Source organism: Halomonas sp. AOP7-B1-5 (assembly GCF_052353045.1).
Classification (GTDB): Bacteria; Pseudomonadota; Gammaproteobacteria; order Pseudomonadales; family Halomonadaceae; genus Vreelandella; species Vreelandella colorata.
In genome coordinates this window covers 41,982-58,588 of the sequence record NZ_JBQTDC010000029.1, presented here as the reverse complement: position 1 = coordinate 58,588, position 16,607 = coordinate 41,982, and the positions used below count along the sequence as shown (strand labels likewise).

The 16,607-nt window shown below is 56.8% G+C and carries 14 protein-coding genes; 3 read left to right on the top strand and 11 right to left on the bottom strand.

The features are described 5' to 3' along the window. Window positions 1-195 precede the first annotated feature (195 nt). The 3 genes from ACT3XD_RS14255 to ACT3XD_RS14245 all read right to left on the bottom strand — a co-directional run bounded on the left by ACT3XD_RS14255 (window position 196) and on the right by ACT3XD_RS14245 (window position 2,519). On the bottom strand, window positions 196-735 hold the full coding sequence (locus ACT3XD_RS14255) for a hypothetical protein (RefSeq protein WP_192537523.1): 540 nt from the start codon (window positions 733-735) through the stop codon (window positions 196-198). A gap of 183 nt (window positions 736-918) precedes the next feature. After that, entirely contained in the window at window positions 919-1,497 is a 579-nt protein-coding gene (locus ACT3XD_RS14250; RefSeq protein WP_192537522.1) for an NADPH-dependent FMN reductase, read from the bottom strand. A gap of 26 nt (window positions 1,498-1,523) precedes the next feature. Then, a complete protein-coding gene (locus ACT3XD_RS14245) occupies window positions 1,524-2,519 on the bottom strand; it encodes an alpha/beta hydrolase (protein ID WP_192537521.1) in 996 nt (331 codons plus the stop codon). Window positions 2,520-2,725: 206 nt separating this feature from the next. Between ACT3XD_RS14245 and ACT3XD_RS14240 the strand changes: the two genes are divergently transcribed. Further along, window positions 2,726-4,900: a malate synthase G gene (locus ACT3XD_RS14240; protein ID WP_192537520.1), complete on the top strand. Its 2,175-nt coding sequence runs from the start codon at window positions 2,726-2,728 to the stop codon at window positions 4,898-4,900. A 67-nt stretch (window positions 4,901-4,967) separates the two neighbouring features. Continuing rightward, window positions 4,968-5,393, top strand: a complete 426-nt coding sequence (locus ACT3XD_RS14235; protein ID WP_192537519.1) for a PaaI family thioesterase — start codon at window positions 4,968-4,970, stop codon at window positions 5,391-5,393. 84 nt (window positions 5,394-5,477) lie between these two features. Here ACT3XD_RS14235 and ACT3XD_RS14230 read toward each other — a convergent pair whose 3' ends face one another. From ACT3XD_RS14230 to ACT3XD_RS14210, 5 genes are all read right to left on the bottom strand, one after another. Further along, complete coding sequence (locus ACT3XD_RS14230; RefSeq protein WP_192537518.1) at window positions 5,478-6,446, bottom strand: substrate-binding domain-containing protein; 969 nt, start codon at window positions 6,444-6,446, stop codon at window positions 5,478-5,480. Window positions 6,447-6,567: 121 nt separating this feature from the next. Further along, the gene (locus ACT3XD_RS14225) at window positions 6,568-7,560 is read right to left on the bottom strand and encodes an ABC transporter permease (protein ID WP_192537517.1); all 993 of its coding nucleotides are present in this window, start codon (window positions 7,558-7,560) and stop codon (window positions 6,568-6,570) included. Further along, window positions 7,544-9,085: a sugar ABC transporter ATP-binding protein gene (locus ACT3XD_RS14220; protein ID WP_192537516.1), complete on the bottom strand. Its 1,542-nt coding sequence runs from the start codon at window positions 9,083-9,085 to the stop codon at window positions 7,544-7,546. The genes ACT3XD_RS14225 and ACT3XD_RS14220 overlap by 17 nt, the downstream gene beginning before the upstream one ends. Beyond that, entirely contained in the window at window positions 9,082-10,260 is a 1,179-nt protein-coding gene (locus tag ACT3XD_RS14215) for a Gfo/Idh/MocA family protein (RefSeq protein WP_192537515.1), read from the bottom strand. Before ACT3XD_RS14215 ends, ACT3XD_RS14220 begins: the two co-directional genes overlap by 4 nt. A 21-nt stretch (window positions 10,261-10,281) precedes the next feature. Next, a complete protein-coding gene (locus ACT3XD_RS14210) occupies window positions 10,282-11,337 on the bottom strand; it encodes a sugar phosphate isomerase/epimerase family protein (RefSeq protein WP_192537532.1) in 1,056 nt (351 codons plus the stop codon). Window positions 11,338-11,715: 378 nt separating this feature from the next. Here ACT3XD_RS14210 and ACT3XD_RS14205 point away from each other — a divergent pair, with 378 nt between their 5' ends. After that, the gene (locus ACT3XD_RS14205; protein WP_225736089.1) at window positions 11,716-12,759 is read left to right on the top strand and encodes a LacI family DNA-binding transcriptional regulator; all 1,044 of its coding nucleotides are present in this window, start codon (window positions 11,716-11,718) and stop codon (window positions 12,757-12,759) included. A gap of 76 nt (window positions 12,760-12,835) precedes the next feature. On the opposite strand, the gene paoC is transcribed toward ACT3XD_RS14205, so the two are convergent. Genes paoC through ACT3XD_RS14190 form a run of 3 tightly spaced genes read right to left on the bottom strand, consistent with a single transcriptional unit; the run spans window position 12,836 to window position 16,539 of the window. After that, on the bottom strand, window positions 12,836-15,016 hold the full coding sequence (paoC, locus tag ACT3XD_RS14200; RefSeq protein ID WP_192537514.1) for an aldehyde oxidoreductase molybdenum-binding subunit PaoC: 2,181 nt from the start codon (window positions 15,014-15,016) through the stop codon (window positions 12,836-12,838). A 3-nt stretch (window positions 15,017-15,019) separates the two neighbouring features. After that, window positions 15,020-16,048, bottom strand: a complete 1,029-nt coding sequence (locus ACT3XD_RS14195; RefSeq protein ID WP_318782743.1) for an FAD binding domain-containing protein — start codon at window positions 16,046-16,048, stop codon at window positions 15,020-15,022. After that, the gene (locus ACT3XD_RS14190) at window positions 15,967-16,539 is read right to left on the bottom strand and encodes a 2Fe-2S iron-sulfur cluster-binding protein (RefSeq protein WP_192537513.1); all 573 of its coding nucleotides are present in this window, start codon (window positions 16,537-16,539) and stop codon (window positions 15,967-15,969) included. The genes ACT3XD_RS14195 and ACT3XD_RS14190 overlap by 82 nt, the downstream gene beginning before the upstream one ends. Window positions 16,540-16,607: the final 68 nt, after the last annotated feature.

Genomic DNA, 16,607 nt, shown 5'->3' with positions numbered 1-16,607 from the left:
GGCAGCTTCCTGCTTAAATTCAGGCGAAAAAGTACGTCGTTTCTTGGTCATCAGACACCTCGCTTATGGTGGCAATATTACCACCTACGTTGGTGTCCGGTTTTATTGAACCACTACACACAAGCTTTTTCTAACGTCAGCTAACACAGCCCTTCGACCCTCCCAGGCCGGAAAGGAAGATTCATACTATCCACTTCAGAATATGGAAAATGCATATTTACTATTGGGTATATACTTGATAAGAACATTATCGGCATACAACTGCAATCCGGCAGCCTCGTGCCGTGATTCAATCATATTAAAAAGCTCAGCTTTAGGTTTTCTTAAATGGATCCCCAGTACCCAAAAAGATCTAAGATCCAAAGAGGACGCTCTAATTTTGGCAATCTTTGTAATATCTTTCATCATGTTAGAGAAGCATACGCTAGCCTCTGGATGCTGCTTTACTTCCAAGGCCGCATAAGCATCTGTTCGCCATCCTTTCTTACGAATTATAAAATCAGGACGGCAAAAAACTCCCATCTTTTCCCTCCGCCGGTCAAACTCTACAGCGTACTCGCGCCACCACTCAGGCATGGAGTGATGCTGGCTGAGAAAGTTGGCGAATTCAACCTGAAACCAGATTTCCCACCCCGTAATATTTTGTTCTTCAATGATACTTAAAGATCTACCTACTCTTCGCTGACGAAAAAATTCTTCAATCAATTCTGTCAAATATTGAAAATCTCTATTCATTTATAGACCATCTTCTTAACCTTCGTTTCCAAGCTCTTTGCTTGTTCATTCTCCATTCAGCTATTTTAGCATTGGCTTAATAATAATTAACATATAAACAATTCAACCACAATCTATCCAACTACTTTTGGTAATTGGATAGGCGATTGAAATGGACTTGGCTGACAGATTCTTGAGTAGAACCTAATCCTTCGCACGCACCAGAATATCCACCAGCCGCTGGCAGAGCGCATCCAGCTTTTTGCTATTGGCTTCTTCGATAAACGAGCCCGTTTCATCAAAAGCCGTGTGCGCTTTAGAGAGCGACATGGGCTGGGGCAGTACGATCAAGCCCAGATTGGCGAGCAGCTGTTGGGCCAACGGCATGGCGCGAATGCCGCCTAACCCGCCGGGGGAAGCCGATACCAGCGCGGCCCATTTACCTGAGTAAAGTGCCAGACCCGGCGTGTCTTCATAAGGGCGAGACAGCCAGTCCAGCGTGTTCTTCAAAAGCGGAGTGATAAAGCCGTTGTATTCCGGCGAGGCGATAAACAGCGCCCGGTGATCGGCCAATAGCTTACGCAGTTTAAGCACGTTCTCGGGCATGCCCTGGGTTTCGATATCTTCATCAAACAAGGGGCACGGGTAGTCTTTTAAATCCACGAACGTTGCCACACCGCCCAGCGCTTCAATACGCTTAGCCACTAGCCGGGCCAGCTGCTTATTGAGTGAGTTCTGACGGCTACTGCCTGCAAATACTAATACCTTGGGCGCTGCTGTCATCTGTTAACACTCCTTTAAGTAAATGCTTATTGATCGGTAGCCTCAGGCTTACCGGCGGGCATCTGGTCAATAAACGTATTAACGGCTTCAAACAGCACCTGACGAATCGGCTCTGCTTCGTTCACCAGATGGTGGCGCGCATCTGGATGGTAGTGAACCTCAGCGGCGGTAAATTTTTCCGCCAGAATGTTCAGGTTCCATTCCCAGTCCACCGTTAAATCCTGCTGGCCCTGCAAAATCAACACCGGTATATCCACAGGCGCTAGCGCCAGCAGGCGCGGCATCCAACGGCGCATGGCGCTCACCCAGGCAACGCTCAACCGCTCGGGCTGCAGCGGGTCGCGGTCACGCAGAAATTCGGTAAACGTTTCATCGGTTGAGTTGGGCCGGTATTTGCGCGGCAGCTCTTTTAAAAACGGGCTAGCGATTAAATGCACCCAGCTGGCCTGGCTCCACCGCCAGGGACGTACCAACGGCGCCAGTAGCACTAAGCCATCCCACTCGGATGCCTCACGGCGGGTTAACGCGTCGGTGGCCAAAATAGCGGCCCCGGTGCTTTGCCCAACCCCCAGCCAGGGTTTAGGAGCCATCTTCAGTGTTTGCAGAGTATTCTGCATATGTGTCAGGCAGTGCTGGTAGTCGTCGAAATCTTCAATTTCCGCCCGCGGGCCGCTTGAAAGACCGTGGCCCGGTAAGTCCCATAGCACTACCCGCCAGCCTTTCGCCAATAGGTGCGCCAGCAGATGGCGATAAAGCCCTAAATGATCGAAGTAGCCGTGCACCACAAACGCCGTGCCGGACGGCTTGGGCGGGCTCCAGACCTGGCACCACAGGCTAAAGCGCCCGGTATCGATAAACCCTGCGTGCACCTCATCGGTGTCTTCCAATAGTGTTTCGAGGCCATAGTGCAGGAAATAGTCCTGCACTATGTTCCAAAGCGCCTCACCCGGTATTAATCGAGAGAACGCTGACTCGCCTGATGCTTGCCGAAACAAGCCTTCCAACTGCTGGAAATCCTGCATCCCTGTCTCTCCGTGAACGCCCTACTTCCATTATTTTAAGAAGGCCACTCTGGGCCTCTTCTCATCATTTGGTCGAGCATTTTACTGCTTTAAGGTCTACGCTGTTTACATGCCCAACCAGATATGGAAGTATTTTCCATAAATATATTTTCACTCTAACTGTGGCCTTCAAACAATCCACGGGCATCTTCACAGGAGAACTCCCCATGAGCGAGCGTATCACGCACCACCGTTTACAGGTGGCCGCCGAGCTGGACCGTTTTATTAATGAACAGGCGCTACCCGGAACGGGTGTGGATAAAAGCGCTTTTTGGGCCGGTGTCGATGCTCTGTTTCATGATCTGACCCCAAAAAATCGTCAATTGCTAGCAGAGCGTGACGCGCTGCAGGAAAAACTCGATACCTGGCACCGTGAAAACCCCGGCCCGATAAGCGATATGCCGGCTTACCGAGCGTTTTTAAAGCAGGTCGGCTACTTGGTAGACGCGCCATCCAACGTGAAAGCCAATACTGCCAACGTGGACCGTGAAGTAGCACTTCAAGCCGGCCCGCAGCTGGTGGTGCCGGTGAGTAACGCCCGCTACGCCCTGAATGCGGCGAATGCGCGCTGGGGCAGTCTTTACGATGCGCTCTATGGCACTGACGCTATTTCCGAGGAAGACGGCGCGGAGAAAGGCACCAGCTTTAACCCCAAGCGCGGCGCCAAAGTCATTGCCTATGCGCGAGGCGTTCTGGATCGTGCCGCGCCCTTGGCCACCGGCTCCCACCGCGATGCGGTTAAATATGCGATTCGCGACGGCCATCTGGTGGTTACGCTGGAAGGCGGCCGGGAAACCGGGCTAAAAGATTCAGCCAAGCTGATTGGCTTTACCGGTGAAATGACGGCACCTGAAGCTATTTTGCTGGCCAATAACGGCCTACACCTGGAAATCCAGATCGACGCCAGTCACGCCATCGGCAAAACCGACCCAGCGGGCGTGAAAGATGTGGTAGTGGAAGCCGCGCTGACCACCATTATGGATTGCGAAGACTCCGTGGCCGCCGTGGACGCCGAAGACAAGGTCGGTGTGTATAGCAACTGGCTCGGCCTGATGAAGGGCGATCTGGAAGAGAGCATCGACAAGGGCGGTAAAACCTTTGCGCGCAAGCTGCACGCTGACCGCACCTGGAACACCACCGAAGGCGGCAAGGTAACCTTACCCGGTCGTTCACTGATGTTTGTGCGTAATGTGGGCCACTTGATGACCACGCCAGCGATTCTGGATGAGGATGGCAACGAGCTGCCGGAAGGTATTCTCGACGCCGTGGTGACCTCGTTGCTTGCCCTGCACGATCTGAAAAAAGACGCCGATCAGCCGCGCAATTCGCGCACCGGCTCAGTGTATATCGTCAAGCCCAAGATGCACGGCCCTGCTGAAGTAGCGTTTGCCAACGAGCTGTTTGGCCGCGTGGAAGACCTGCTGGGCATGAGCCGCGATACCCTGAAAATGGGCATCATGGATGAAGAGCGCCGCACGACGGTTAACCTCAAGGCGTGTATTGCCGAGGCCTCTTCACGCGTGGCATTCATCAACACGGGCTTCCTCGACCGGACCGGCGATGAAATGCATACCGCGATGGAAGCGGGCCCGATGGTTCGCAAGGGCGATATGAAAGGCGCCAAATGGATCGCGGCGTATGAGAAGAGCAACGTGCAGGTAGGCCTTGCCTGCGGCCTGCGCGGTCGCGCCCAGATCGGTAAAGGCATGTGGGCCATGCCCGATTTAATGCACAACATGCTCGAACAGAAAATCGGCCACCCCAAAGCCGGTGCCAACACCGCTTGGGTGCCTTCACCCACGGCCGCTACCCTGCACGCGCTGCACTATCATCAAGTGAACGTGACCGACATTCAGCGCGAGCTTGAAGACCTGGGCGAGCCTGACTTCCTGGATGATCTACTCAGCGTGCCGGTGGCTGAAAACGCCAACTGGTCCGATGACGAGAAGCAGCAGGAGCTGGACAACAACTGCCAGGGCATACTGGGTTACGTGGTGCGCTGGGTAGAGCACGGCGTGGGTTGCTCGAAAGTGCCGGATATTCACGACGTGGGCCTGATGGAAGACCGCGCTACGCTGCGTATTTCCAGCCAGCATATCGCCAACTGGCTGCACCACGGCGTTGTGGATGCGCCACGCGTTGAAGAAACCCTCAAGCGCATGGCCAAGGTCGTCGATGAGCAAAACGCCGGTGACCCCACTTACACCGCGATGAGCAGTCACTTCGAAGACTCTACCGCCTTCAAGGCCGCCTCTGACCTGATCTTCAAGGGTCGCGTGCAGCCGTCAGGCTACACCGAGCCGCTACTTCACGAGTGGCGCCAGGTGCATAAAGCCAAGTAAATCGGTTTCGTGGTACAACTAGCCCCAAGGCATATGCCTTGGGGCTTTTTTATGAAGGATAACAATAATGACCGTCATGACTGTCGAACAGATCGAACACTTTCTGGATGAAGTATTTCCCCAGCGAATGGGCAGAGTTGAAAGCGTGGGCGAGATGAGTGCCACGATGCGCTTAGTGGTAGGTTATGAGCATTTACGCCCTGGCCCTCGGGTTTCCGGCCCTACCATGATGGGCTTTGCCGACGTAGCGCTTTATGTGGCGATTCTGGCCCAAATCGGCCCTGAACCCATGGCGGTCACCAGCGATTTCAACTGCCACTTCCTGCGTGCCGCTTCAGGCGAACACGACATTATCGCCCACGCCAAACTGATCAAGCTGGGCCGCCGATTAGGCGTTGGCGAGGTACAGGTTTTCTCCGCCGCGGATGACACCCGCCCGGTTGCCCATATCACCGCAAGCTACGCTCTGCCCCTGGAACGCGAACAGCGCTAACGTTAAAGCCGCTCTCAAGACAAAAAACGCACCGCCCTTGGCCATTCACTAGCTCAAGGGCGGGGCGTTTAGCGGCCGGGGCGTTTAGTAGGACGCTTCTGGCTCGTAGTACTCTTCTACATTGTCGAGGGTGATCAGGTCAGCGTTAAGAATGAGCCGTGAAGGCACGCCGTGGTACATATCACCCAGATGCTCGCCTTTAACACCGTGCACCGCTAGCGCCATGGCAGAGGCAATCATGTTCGGCGGATAGGTTACGGTGCCTTTAACCATCGGATGCTCGTCACGGATCATTTCGATCACGCGCTGAGAACCGCCACCGCCCACAATCAGCTTTATATCGTCGCGGTTGTTTTCATCAACCGCCTGAAGCGCCGAGATCAATACGTCATCGTCACCCGCCCAAATGGCATCCACTTCCGGGTTACTGCCCAGCAGGTCTTCCGTTACGCTAAGCGCCTGCTGGGGGTTCCAGTTGGTCGTTTGGGAGGCCAGGATATTGATATCGGGATAGTTTTCCATCACTCGATTAAAGGCATCGACACGCTGGCTGTTGATGGGAATCGGCGGACCTTCCAGCACCAGAATATTGCCCTCGCCGCCCAGCTCTTCAGCGATATAACGCGCGGCGTGATCGCCCAAGCCTGGGTTATCGCCCGCAATAAAGACGTTTTGTGCAGGCGTTTCAAGCTCGCGGTCGACCACAACGGTGTAGATGCCTTCGTCATAAGCTTCGGAAATAACCGCCTGAAGCGTTGCCGGGTCGTGGGGAAGAATGACCAGTGCATCCAGGTTGCGGATCATCAGATCTTCCACGTTAGAGACCTGGGCCGTGCCGGAGTTGGCGGAAAGCACCGTAAAGCTCACATCCGGATACTTCTCACTCAGGTCGTCGGCAGCTTGCTGTGCCCACCACAAAAGGCCTGCGGTCCAGCCATGGTCAGCGGAGGGTACGGTGACGCCAATATGGTAGTCGTCGGCCAGCGCCAGGCTGGATGTGCTTGCTATGGCCGTTGCCAGCGCGGCAGTCTTGAAAAGGCGTGATAGTGTCATTGTTATTGCTCCCTTTCTAACGTACATCGTGGATGGGCGAGCCAACCCCGCCCAGTGTGATCGTCGGCCCTGTTTGGGCATAGCGACCGAAAAGACCGTTTTTAAAACCCGTATTAACCAATCAGGCACGCTTGTACTGCAGCAGTACCGCCAGCAAAATGACGCCGCCCTTGACCAGCCCCTGTAAATAAGGGGAAACGCCGGTCAGGTTAAGCATGTTGTTGATAATGCCCAGAATCAGCGCACCGATGACCGTGCCCCATACCGAGCCGCGCCCGCCGGAAAGCGCCGTGCCTCCGATGACGACGGCAGCAATGGCATCCAGTTCATAAAAATAACCTGCATCGCTCGGGCTTACCGAGTTGAGCCGCGAGGTCAGCATGATGGCCGAAAGCCCCACGCAAATGCCCGCAATCACAAAGGTGGAGAGCACAATGCGCTCAACCCGAATGCCCGAATAGCGTGCTACCTGAGGGTTAGCGCCCACCGCGCACACATGCCGCCCGTAAGGGGTATGAAACAGCAGCACATGCGCGATGATCGCCAGGCCAAAGAACACCAGTACCGGAATCGGAATACCTAGAAAGAAGCCGCCGCCCACGCTTGAGAAGTGCGGATTGGGGGTAGAAACCACCGCCGCGTCGGTGAAGTAGAGCGCCAGCGAGCGAAAGATCGACATACTGGCAAGCGTTACCACAAAGGCCGCTATGCGCCCTCGGGTGACTAACAAACCGTTGAATAGCCCTAACAGCCCGCCCGCTGCGATAGCGGCCAACAGGCCGAGAAGCACCGCCTGAATGGGGTCACTAATGCTATTGACGATATACAGGATAACCACGCCTACAAGCGCCACCATCGACCCCACCGACAGATCGATCCCGCCGGCGATAATCACAAAGGTCATGCCGATAGCGATAATGCCGGTATAGGAAACCTGACGCATCACGTTGGAAATATTGCGCGTATTCAGAAAATATTCGCTGGCGATGGACGACACCACGAACAGCAAAATCAGCGCCACCAGCGGGGCCAGAATCGTCGCGTTAAGGGGCAGCCTGCGCAGACCTTGGCGTGCAACGCTCCCCATTGTCTTGGTATTAGGCGGTTGAGCCATCTTGATTCCCCACTTGTTCACGGTTGGCGTGCTGTCGTGCGCCTGCGGCATACAGCATTATTTGTTCTTCGTTAATATCGTCACCGCTAAGCTCGACGGCTATTTGCCCCTCACGAATCACCAACACCCGATCCGCAATACCGATGATCTCTTCAAGCTCGGAGGAGATCACGATAACGGCTTTATTTTGTTGGGTAAGGTCGCGAATCAACCGATAAATCTGCTGCTTGGCGCTGATGTCGATGCCGCGGGTGGGCTCATCGAGAATCAGGATATCGGGCTCGATATCGAGTAGCTTCGAGAAGTAAACCTTCTGCTGGTTACCACCACTCAGAAGGCTTACCGGCGCCGCCAGGTTGGATGCCTTGATGGCCAGGCGCTGCTGGTAATGTTTGGCTTGACGCCGTTCAGCACGATGCTTGATAAACCCGCGCACATAGCGTTTCAGGCTAAGAGCGGTAATGTTCTGCATGACATTAAACGAGAGAATCAGCCCCTTGCCCTGGCGGTCTTCTGACAGATACGCCAAACCGTGGGCGTGGGCTTCGTTGGGCGAACGAAGATCAACAAGCTCGCCATCGATAAATATTTCGCCCTGCTCTTTGCGGTGGAGCCCCATGATGGTTTCAGCAATTTCGGTGCGCCCCGCACCTACCAGCCCGGCAAGCCCCAGCACTTCGCCACGGCGTACCTCAAGGTTGATGTCCTTGAGTTTGCCTTTAAGGCTCAAGCCCCGCACCCGCAGCGCGGGCGGCGTGTTATCAGTACGTTGCGCAAGCTTCTCAGGGTAAATTTGTGACAGCTCACGCCCGACCATTTTGCGCGCCATGTCCTCTTCATTAAGCGTCGCGGTCTCGCACAGCTCTACCTGCTGGCCGTCGCGTAAAATCAGCAGCCGATCACAGAGATCTTTGACCTCTTTTAACTTGTGAGAAATAAACAGAATCGTGACGCCCTTGGCGACCAGCGCACGCACCACGTTAAACAACACCGCAACTTCACGGTCGGTCAGTACCGTAGTGGGCTCATCCAGAATCAGCAGTCGCGCGTCGTTAACCAGCACCCTGGCCACTTCAACCATCTGCTTTTGGGCAACGCTTAGCCGCTCGATGGGAAGTTCAGGGTCCAGGTCCACTTCAAGCGAGCTGAGCAGTTCCTGGGTGCGTTTACGCATGCCTGAGTGGTCAAGAAAACCATGACGGCGTACTTCCTGGCCGAGAAAGACATTCTCGTAAACACGCAGCGTGGGGATTAAGTTGAATTCCTGGGGAATCATCGCCACGCCGTGAAAACGCGCCGTGATCGGGTCCAATGCGCTGAATACCTGGCCATTCAGGTGAATCGAACCCACCGATGGCGTGTAAATACCGCTGATGATCTTTAATAGCGTAGATTTCCCGGCGCCGTTTTCCCCCAGAATACCCAGCACTTCGCCCGGCATAACGGAAAGGGAAATATCATTTAGCACCTGAACGGGGCCGAAGGCTTTACCGATCCCTTCAAGCTTTAACATAGGCTCGCTCATGGGGCGCTCCCGGAAGCGTCTGGCGCTTTACTCAGATGCAGCGGCGTCCAGCTTCCTGCCGCCTGGTGTGAAGTAATCGCCGCCTTAATAAAGCGCATGCCATCCACACCATCTTCAATGCCCGGTAGCCAAGCGGGATATTCACCAGCCGCGTGCCCATCAGCTAACGCCTGATACAGGTTGGCAAAGGCTTCAATGTAGCCTTCCGGATGCCCGCCCGGCACGCGCACGCCTTGAGCGATATTCGCACTTAGCCAGTCATCGCGCCGCGTTAAGCGCTGGCTTGGCCCGTTAAGCGGTTTCAGCCACAGCTCGTTGGGCTGCTCCTGGGCCCATTGCAGGCTGGCCTTCTCGCCGATGACACGAATGGTTAACGCGTTCTCATAACCGGCTGCCGTTTGGCTTGCCCACAGCATGCCCCGCGCACCGCCGTTAAAGCGCAGCAGCGCCTGAACGTTATCATCAAGCGCCCGCCCCGGCACCGCTGTCACCAGCTCAGCGCTTACCTCACTGACGCGCTGGCCGCTTATAAACTGGGCCAGCTGAAACGCGTGCACGCCGATATCTCCCAGGCAGCCAGCAGCCCCCGCTTGGGTGGGGTCCAAGCGCCAGGCGGCCTGGCGGTTATCGGCCTCCGGGGGTTCGCTTAACCACTCCTGAATATACTCGACCTGCACATGGCGAAGCTGCCCTAGCGCGCCTTGGGCAATCAGTTCACGGGCATGCTGAACCAGTGGATAACCCGCATAGTTGTGCATTAATACAAAGTGGCGAGCGCTTTTCTCAGCCGCTTGCGCCAGTTGTTCAGCTTCCTCAACGCTGAGCGTCATGGGTTTTTCACACACCACGTGAAAGCCCGCTTCCAGGCTTGCCAGCGCCGCCGGGTAATGCAGGTGGTTGGGTGTGACTATCGCCACGACCTGGGCGCCATCTTCGCGGGCGGCTTCACCTTTCAGCAGCGCTGCGTAGTCGGCATAGCGGCGCTGACCATCAACACCTAACTCGTTGGCGGTCGCCAGGTTGCGCTCGGTCTGAGAGGAAAAAGCCCCGGCTACCAGCTCAAAGCGGTCATCCAGGCGCGCCGCCATACGGTGCACGCCGCCAATAAAGGCCCCCTGGCCGCCGCCTATCATGGCGAGGCGAAGTCTGCGTGGCGTGTCGTTGGTTGTTGTCATTATCTAACCCCTGAGCGTGGTTTAGCCGAGACCCAGCAGCGTGCGGTTGGCCTCACGATCCGTTCCGGCATCGGCAAAGTCATCAAACGCGCGGTCGGTCACCTGGATAATGTGCTCATTCACGAACGTGACGCCTTCCGCCGCGCCCTGCTCAGGATGCTTGAGCGCACACTCCCACTCGATGACCGCCCAGCCGTCAAAATCGTACTGGGCCAGTTTCGAGAACACCGCTTTGAAATCCACCTGCCCGTCGCCCAGGGAGCGAAACCGACCGGCCCGCTCGACCCAGGAGGTGTAGCCGCCGTAAACGCCCTGCTGGGCGGAGGCATGAAACTCGGCATCCTTGACATGAAACATGCGGATATACGGGTGATAGCGGTCCAGAAAGGCAAGGTGATCAAGCTGCTGGAGCACCAGATGCGAAGGGTCATACAGCATGCAGCAGCGCGGGTGATGGTCCACGGCGGCTAAAAAACGCTCGAAGGTCGCGCCATCGTGCAGGTCTTCACCGGGGTGAATCTCAAAGCATAAGTCCACACCGGCGGCATCAAAGGCATCCAGAATAGGGCGCCAGCGTTTGGCAAGCTCGGCAAAACCATCTTCAACCAGCCCAGCGGGGCGCTGTGGCCACGGGTAAAGAAACGGCCAAAGCAGCGAGCCTGAGAACGTAGCATGGGCCTTCAACCCCAGATTGGCGCTGGCCTGCGCGGCAAGCTTTAGCTGCTCGACAGCCCAGGCCTGACGTGCGACCGGGTCGCCGTGCAGTTCAGGCGGGGCGAAGCCGTCAAACAGGCTGTCATAAACCGGATGCACGGCCACCAATTGGCCTTGGAGATGAGTGGAAAGCTCGCAAATCTCTAGACCATACCCCGCTAAAAGGGCCTGAATCTCCTGGCAATACGCCTGGCTTTCTGCCGCTCGCTCAAGATCAAAAAACCGCTTATCCAACGTGGGCATTTGCAGCGCTTTAAAGCCCAGCTCCGATGCCCAGCGCGCAATATGCTCCAGGCTATCGAAAGGCGGCTCGTCACCAATGTACTGGGCTAGAAAGAGCGCGGGCCCTTTAAGGGTCTTCATCATCGACCTCATTTATTTTGTTGTTTTGGCGTCAGCAATCAGTACTGAAAAACACAATGTAATGGATTACATTTCAGCAGAGCAAAGTACATCGGTCAAGCATGACAAAAAGGATGAAATAAAATGGATAACGCACTGCTACAAAAGGATTTTAAATCTTAAAATTCTCGCTAAGCGCTTATAATTTAGACTAAAGAATAAACAAGAATAGGAAATAAATAGCCATATAATTAACGCGCTAATAGTAAAGGTGCGTTTAAATGTTCTGGTTAACACTGCTAGAATTTGAATGTAAACATTTACATTTTAGCGAGTAGCGCGCCAATATTGTCTTTAACCGCCCGCTTTCAGGCGCGTTTTTTTCAGGACCATCGTTCAATGCTTAACACCCAGGTAACGAGCAAACAGCCGCATAGCGTGCCAACGATTAAAGACGTGGCGAAAGCGGCGGGCTGCTCGACAGCGACCGTATCACGCGCCCTGGCAACGCCTGAAAAAGTCAGCGATGCCACTCGAAAGCGGGTCAACCAGGCAATTGCTCAGGTGGGTTATTCACCCAATATTGCCGCACGCAACTTGCGCCGTGCGGAGTCCAAAACCATCGTGGCGCTCTTGCCGGATATTTCAAATCCGTTCTTCTCCGAGATTATTAGCGGCATGGAGGATGTTGCCCATCAGGCGGGTTACCAGATACTGATTGGCGACTGCGAACACGACCCTGCGCGCGCAGAGGCCTACTTTCGGCTGCTTTCCACCAACCAGGCCGATGGTATTGTGCTGTTGACCTCCGAGATTCCCAGGGCGCTGGTCAAGCAAGCGGATAAGCAGGCGGACTTTCCGTTGGTCATGGCGTGTGAATTTTTTAGCGATATCGACCTGCCGTTAATTGCTATCGACAACCATCAAGCCAGCTGCCAGGCGATTGATTACCTGGTGTCGCTTGGCCACCAACGTATCGCAACGCTTTCTGGCCCAGCGCATAACCCTATTTGCCAGGAACGCAATCGCGGCTATCGCGATACGCTAGCGGCCCATCAGTTGAGTAGTGAAGCGCGTATTGCAGAGGGCAACTTTGGCTTTCGCTCCGGGTATCAGCAGGGGTTAGCCCTGCTGGAGGGGAAAACGGCCCGGCCTACCGCGATTTTTTGTCATAGTGACGAGATGGCGGTTGGCGTGCTGAAAGCCGCCCGCCAGTTGGGCATTAGCGTGCCCGACCAGCTGTCCGTTGTCGGCTTTGACAATATCGGCCTGAGCGAATACTGCGATCCGGAACTGACGACCATTAGCCAGCCGCGCAATGAAATCGGCCAGCAGGCCATGCAGTTGCTGCTGCACCTTTTGCGCGGTGAGCAGCCCATTCGGCATCAAACGCTAAGCAGCCACTTGATCGTGCGTAAAAGCACTGGGCGGCTTAAACCCTAGCCATCGCGTTATATGCCTGCATAAAAAACGCGGGGGCAGTTGCCTGCTCCCGCGTTTTAATGGTTACCGCACTGGCTTACGCGTCAGGCAATCGATCAAGCATACGGTCCAGCGTCATGGGGTAATCGCGTAGGCGTATGCCGGTGGCGTTGTACATGGCATTGGCCACCGCCGCCGCGCCGCCGCAGATACCCAGCTCACCGACTCCTTTAGCTTTCAAGGGTGTAGAGGCGCCGTCCTGGGTGTCGAGAAAGATGACTTCCTGCTCGGGAATGTCGGCGTGCACGGCGATTTCGTAACCGGCCAGGTCGTGGTTGGTAAAGTACCCTCGCCGTGAGTCGATGTTCAGGCTCTCGGTCAAGGCCGCGCCTGTGGCCATGGTCATACCGCCAATCACCTGGCTACGCGCGGTGACAGGGTTCAGGATGCGCCCGGCATCCACGACCGAGAGCGTACGCCTGAGGCGCGTTTCGCCTGTATAGGCATGCACCGCCACCTCGACAAAGTGCGCCGCGAAGGTACCGATCTCAAGCTCGTCCTTGAAGTCGCCAAAGTGCAGCGTATCTTCGCCCACCAGCTCTTCATTCGGGGCCACGTCACGTAGCGCCACACGTTTGTCATCGGTCACCACCTGACCACTTTCGAACCGCGCCGACTCGACGCCCAGGCGCTTGGCAATCTCGCCTTGCAGTGCCACACACGCTGCATAAACCCCCGCGGTAGAGCTGGCCGCGCCCATTTGGCCGCCGGAACCGGACGCCGCCGGGAAGGCGCTGTTACCCAGGCGCACTTCTACATCGTCCATCTCCAGGCCCATGGTTTCCGCGGCGGTCTGGGCGATGATGGTGTAGGAGCCGGTGCCGATATCGGTCATGTCGGTCTCGACGATCAACCGCCCTTCGCTCAACCGTACCCGGGCACCGGAATCCATCGTCGGCGCACCGCGGTAGGCACCGGCCATGCCCTGGCCAATCAGCCACTGCCCTTCGCGCTTACCGCCTGGCGTGGTGTTACGCGCGCTCCAGTTGAATACCTCGGCACCCTTGCGCAAGCACTCGACGAAATGGCGGTCGCTATAGCGTTTGGAAGGCTCTTCGGGGTTGACCTGGGTATCGTTGAGAATCCGAAACTCCACCGGGTCCATGCCGAGCTTTTCGGCCATTTCATCCATGGCGATTTCCAGCACGGCGAGGCCCGAAGCTTCTCCAGGGGCGCGCATGTCGGCGGACTCGGGCAGGTTCATATCGATGGCGTGGTGCGCCACACGGCGGTTTTCGCCAGCGTAGAAGCAGCGCGTCTGATTGACCGCATCTTCACCACTGCCGCCGGGCAGCGTATGGGAGATCGCCGAGTGGTCGAAGGCGGTGATCCGACCGTCCTTACCCGCGGCGATGCGCAGCCGCTGCACGGTGCCGGAGCGATGGGTGGCGTTATTGAAGATAAACGAGCGTGGCAGCGCCACCTTCACCGGGCGGCCGGTCTCTCTTGAGCCCAGCGCGGCGAGCACCGCGTCGGCGCGAAGCCACAGTTTGCCTCCAAAACCGCCACCGATGTAGGGGCTTTCCAGGCGGATGTTGGCCGGGTCGAGTTCAAACGTGGTGGCCAGCGCCTTGCGGGTCCACTTGATCATCTGATTCGAGGTCCAGAGCGTCATGTTTTTGCCGTCACACCAGTCCGCGATCGTCGCGTGGGGTTCCATCATGGCGTGGCTTTGCGAAGCGGTGTGGTAGGTCTCATCCAGCGTGACCTCGGCACTGTCAAAGGCCGCGTCCACATCGCCCACGTGCGAAACCACGTCTCTATCCTGTAGCCGCTTCCAGGCATCATCCAGATCGAACTCGCCTGGAATCTCTTCGTACTCTACCTCGATGAGCGATGTGGCCGCCCGGGCCTGCTCCAGCGTGTCGGCCACCACCACGGCAATCGCCTGATGGTAATGTTCAACCATATCGCCGCCAAACAGCTTGGCGACGTTGCTTTTGGCACGCGGCAGCTCGTCGATATCCAGCGCCGTGATCACCGCCGCCACGCCGTCCGCGTTACGCGCCGCCGTTGCGTCCATCCGGGTAATACGCCCCTTGGCGATACTCGACCCCAGCGGGTAACCTACCAATGGATTATCCGCTACGTCATGGCGCTCGTAGGCGTAGGGGGCCGTGCCGGTCACTTTCAGTGCACCATCGACCCGGGTATGGGGCTTGCCGATGATCCGGGCGTGGTCAAAGAGGTTCTCGTCGGCTGATTGATTAAAATCCATACATCACTCCTTTGCCAGCAGGGCGGCCAGCGTACGCTCGGCAAGTGTCAGCTTATAGGCGTTCTCATCGGTGGGGCGCGCGCCGTCCAGAAGCTTTTCCATCACCGCTTTGGCGCCGTTGCCAAGCTCGGCATCCGCCTCGTCACGCCGCCAGGGCTTGGGCGCTACACCGCCCAGCGCCACGCGGCCCTTGCCGTCGTCGGTTTCGATCAGTGCCACGGATACCAGCGCAAAGGCGTAAGAGGCGCGATCGCGTACCTTGTAATATTGCTGGCGCCCGCCGACCGGCGCAGGAAGCACCACGCCGGTGATGATTTCACCGGGCTCCAGCGCGTTCTCCACGTTCGGGGTATCGCCGGGGAGCTGGTAAAACTCATCAAGCGTAAGCCTGCGTGTTTGCCCTTCGGGGTTGACGGTTTCCACCTCGGCATCCAGCACGCGAAGGGCCACGGCCATATCCGAGGGGTGCGTGGCGATGCAGTGATCCGACGTTCCGATCACGCCCAGTTGGCGGGTATCGGCGCCCTCGTCGAGCGCGGCGCAGCCAGCCCCGGGCTCGCGCTTGTTACACGGCATCGCCGTATCGTAGAAGTAAGGGCAGCGGGTACGCTGTAACAGATTGCCGCCGGTGGAGGCCTTGTTGCGCAACTGGCTCGATGCGCCGGCGAACAGCGCCCGGCTGAGCACCGGGTAGTCGCGTTTGATGCGCTCGTCGGCGCCAAGGGCGGTGTTGCTGACCAGCGCGCCGATACGCAGGCCGCCGTCGTCGGTCGCGACAATGTCATCAAGGCCAGTGCCGTTGATATCGATCAGGTGTGCAGGCACTTCGATCTCATGCTTCATCAGATCGAGTAAATTGGTGCCGCCAGCAATGAATTTGGAACCTGACACTTCAAAGGCGCGCGCCGCCGCCTGGGCGGCATCGTCGATGCGCTCATAGGAAAAGGCTTTCATGAGCGCTCCCTGGCAGTTTGATCGTTGGCTACCTGATTGATGGCTTTCAAAATGTTGGCGTAGGCACCGCAGCGGCACAGATTGCCGGACATACGCTCGCGGATCTCCTCATCGCTGATCTCGATGGGCCCATTGAGCTCTTGGGTCACGTGGCTCGGAATACCGGCGCGGATCTCATCAAGCGTCGCCTTGGCCGAGCAGATCTGGCCCGGCGTGCAGTAGCCGCACTGAAAGGCGTCGTTATCGATGAACGCCTGCTGCATCGGGTCCATATGCTCGACATCGCCCACGCCTTCGATGGTGGTGATCTCGTCGTCCTGGTGCATTACCGCCAGCGTCAGGCAGGAATTCACCCGTTCGCCGTTGATATAAACCGTACATGCCCCACACTGGCCAAGATCGCAGCCTTTCTTGGAGCCGGTGAGCTTCAGGTGTTCGCGCAGGGTGTCCAGCAGCGTGGTGCGATTATCAAGTTCCAGCTCGTGGCGTTGGCCGTTGATCGACAGGGCAACCGCGGAGCGGGTCGTGGCGCTGTCACGATGCTTCTCGAACGTCGTCGTTGAGGTCATTTGGATTGCCTTTAATTTTTTCGTTGCTATCGCCTGGTCACGGTCATGACGAAATAAGCATAGTCACA